This window comes from Candidatus Bandiella numerosa, assembly GCF_021811875.1.
Taxonomy (GTDB): Bacteria; Pseudomonadota; Alphaproteobacteria; order Rickettsiales; family Midichloriaceae; genus Aquirickettsia; species Aquirickettsia numerosa_A.
The window spans coordinates 1-2,948 of the sequence record NZ_JAJBJD010000140.1 but is presented as its reverse complement, the minus strand read 5'-3'; the positions used below and the strand labels follow the sequence as shown (position 1 = coordinate 2,948).

Annotated in this window: 4 protein-coding genes; 3 read left to right on the top strand and 1 reads right to left on the bottom strand. The window is 28.0% G+C overall.

Features of this window, described 5'->3' with window-relative positions; all coding sequences use genetic code 11:
• Positions 1-193 precede the first annotated feature (193 nt).
• Positions 194-1,186, bottom strand: coding sequence for a polyprenyl synthetase family protein (locus L8D11_RS04670; protein ID WP_236870510.1), 993 nt, complete (start codon positions 1,184-1,186; stop codon positions 194-196).
• A 140-nt stretch (positions 1,187-1,326) separates the two neighbouring features.
• On the opposite strand from L8D11_RS04670, the gene L8D11_RS04665 reads away from it, so the two are divergent.
• Genes L8D11_RS04665 through L8D11_RS05935 form a run of 3 tightly spaced genes read left to right on the top strand, consistent with a single transcriptional unit; the run spans position 1,327 to position 2,819 of the window.
• On the top strand, positions 1,327-2,439 hold the full coding sequence (locus L8D11_RS04665; RefSeq protein ID WP_236870509.1) for an ATP-binding protein: 1,113 nt from the start codon (positions 1,327-1,329) through the stop codon (positions 2,437-2,439).
• A complete protein-coding gene (locus L8D11_RS06015) occupies positions 2,391-2,558 on the top strand; it encodes an ATP-binding protein (RefSeq protein ID WP_369127283.1) in 168 nt (55 codons plus the stop codon). Before L8D11_RS04665 ends, L8D11_RS06015 begins: the two co-directional genes overlap by 49 nt.
• Positions 2,559-2,819, top strand: coding sequence for an AtpZ/AtpI family protein (locus tag L8D11_RS05935; protein WP_236870508.1), 261 nt, complete (start codon positions 2,559-2,561; stop codon positions 2,817-2,819).
• Positions 2,820-2,948 lie beyond the last annotated feature (129 nt).

Below are 2,948 nucleotides of genomic sequence, written 5' to 3'. Positions count from 1 at the left end.
GCTCTCTCAGAGACTTTATCAAGAGATACAATCGAAAAACCAAGGCTTATTCCAAAGCCGCTGATATGGCTGAATTATCTGTGTATATACATTTCTTCTTTGACGCTATATTTGCTTAGCAATGCCTAATTTTTTAAATCCATTTATTGCATATCTTCCTTGCTTTGCATTTATGCAACGGCCTTTATCTATTTTACATTAGGTTTCCATAGCTATTTATTAGGTTAATGAGACATGTTTTAAATATGGAATCTTGTATGCAATCAAGATCTTCTTTTCCTTTTTGTATAAAACTATCTAAGACTTTATGGCACTCGCGATTAACTTGATATTTATCAAACAATTTTATTAATTGAGCAAAGTGCATATCATTCTTATTATCATGAGTTAAAATGTTTTTAATATTCAGTAAATCTTTAGTGTTAGCAAGATTTAATATAATAATGATAGGTAATGTTATTTTATTTTCAAAAAAGTCACTGCCTGGATTTTTGCCTAGTTCACCTAAGTTACAAAAATAATCTCTAATATCGTCGTTTATTTGAAATAATATACCTAGATTCAGTCCATAATTGCTCAATGCATTTTGTTGTTCGATACTAGCATTTGAAAGTATTGATGAGCAAAGGCAAGCGGCAGAAAAAAGATTGGCTGTCTTCGCTGTTATGAGATTTATATATTCATCAAATTTGATATCTAAATTTCCAATGAGTTCCAACTGCCATACTTCAGCTTCGGCTATTTTTGCAGAAATATTTGCTAATATTTCTAAAACTTTCAAATTTTCAGTTTTAATCATTTGTTTAAAAGATTGGCTAAATAAAAAATCACCAACTAGAATGCTTGATTTATTTCCCCAGATATAATTAGCAGTAGGTTTATTTCTCCTAATGTTACTACTATCTACAACATCATCATGAAGCAATGTTGCTGTGTGAATAAATTCTATTGAGGAAGCAAGATATATGCTCCTATTTAAAATTTTTTCGTCTGGATTAAATAATTTACAAGTTGCAATGGTTAATAACGGTCTGACTCTTTTTCCGCCAGATGAAATAATATGATAAGCAATTTGATTTAGAAGATTTGTCTTTTCACTTTTTGAACAGTTCAGCAAAAAATTATCTAATTTACTAAACTCTGATTTCAAATTATTAATAAGTTGTTGTATGATAAGTTTATCCATGTTTACAGTAAAAGAAAAACAAATTGCTGTGGTCAGTAAATGATGTTAGGGTGGTATTTTATAAAAATATATGGTTTATTTTATTATACAAGTTTAATAACTATGTTACAGCTCAATTTTATGAATTATAGTCTATTTCAATGGGGATTTTAAGAAAAACAAAATCTTTTTTTAGTCAGTCGTTGTTGAACATTGAAGAAAATGAAAAATTATATTTTGTATTATGCATTTTGATATTGCTGATTAATGTTCCTATCACAATCTTTGAGTTGCAAGAGGATGATTTGGTTATCGATTCTATTATTGCAATAGATTTGACGGCAATATTAATAAGTATATTTTACTTATTTTATAGATTGGTTTTAAAAAAGAAAAGGTACCTTAAGGCTTTTCGGATCTGTATTCTGTTATTTTGTATAGCATTTTTCCCATGGTATGCGGGTTTTTTAAGCCATTTTGGTGACCAGTGGATTATAAGATTAATTTTATCATTTGGTATGTTGTATATTTACTCAAATAACAGATTTGTTATTGTGATGTCTGTCGTTGCCGGGATGCTAGCATATTCATTATATTTGTTGATATCTAGTATTTATGTGGGTGGTGCTGAAAATATCATGTTGGAATATGTAGAGCCATATACTATTTTTAATAATGGGGTGTGTAGTATTAGCTTGGTATTGCTTGTCATTTATAAAATTACATTAACATCAAATCAAATAGAAATTTCTAAAGAATTTGCAAGCGCCATAGCTCATGAGGTTTTTAGCCCAATATCCATTGTAAAAGTAAAATCAGAACTACTTTTAGAAAAGATGGATTATGATGACAAAGTAGATTTGAAAGATAGAGTTAAAGAATTAATAAAGTTAACAAATCATTGTATGAGAAGTGTTGAAATAATACTTACTGCGTCAAAAAATGTAAATACTGAATATTCAGATGTTAAAAAGTACTCTGTTGTAAAATGTGTAGAAATAGCTCTTGAAGAATTCTATTTAACTGAAGAGCAAAGATTAAGAATTCATTTTGATAAAAGTAGTGATTTTAAATTTAAAGGATCAAGACATTTATTTAAGCATGTAGTATTTAACCTTATTAAAAACACAATTTCTCATGCAGGAAGTAACGCAAAAATGTACATATGGGTTGAAAAAATAAACTGCATTATAAAGATGATGGTAATGGAATTAAAAAAAATGAGTTGCCAAAGATTTTTAATGCAGATTTTTCTAATGGAAGGTTTGGTATAGGATTGCATTTTTGTAAAAAAGCAATGGAGAGGATGAATGGTAAGATTGAGTGTGTTTCTAAATTTGGAGTGTACACTGAATTTATAATTTCTTTTTCAAAATCTATTGATAATAGTTAAGTGAACAAGGAAGAGCTTAGATTAAAATTAACAAGTTTAGAGAAAAAATTAAATCATAATAGATATGGTAAAAGCAAAAGATTTAATATGCCTATGATGATTGTGACTGAACTATTTGCTGGAATTTTAGTTGGTTCTGCAATCGGTTATTTAGTTGATCAATATTTTAAAATATTACCTGCGTTTACCATGTTATTTGGTGTTTTTGGTTTTTTTGCCTCTTTATTAAATATTTATAGAAATTTATACACCAAAAAATAATGGGCATTGCTAAACAAATATAGCATACAATTGAGAAAGCTGATATGATATGCACAATAACACAAATAAGGTTAGTATATGTCAGAAATAATATGTTGCAAATGCAGAGAAAGTAATTATTACAGATCT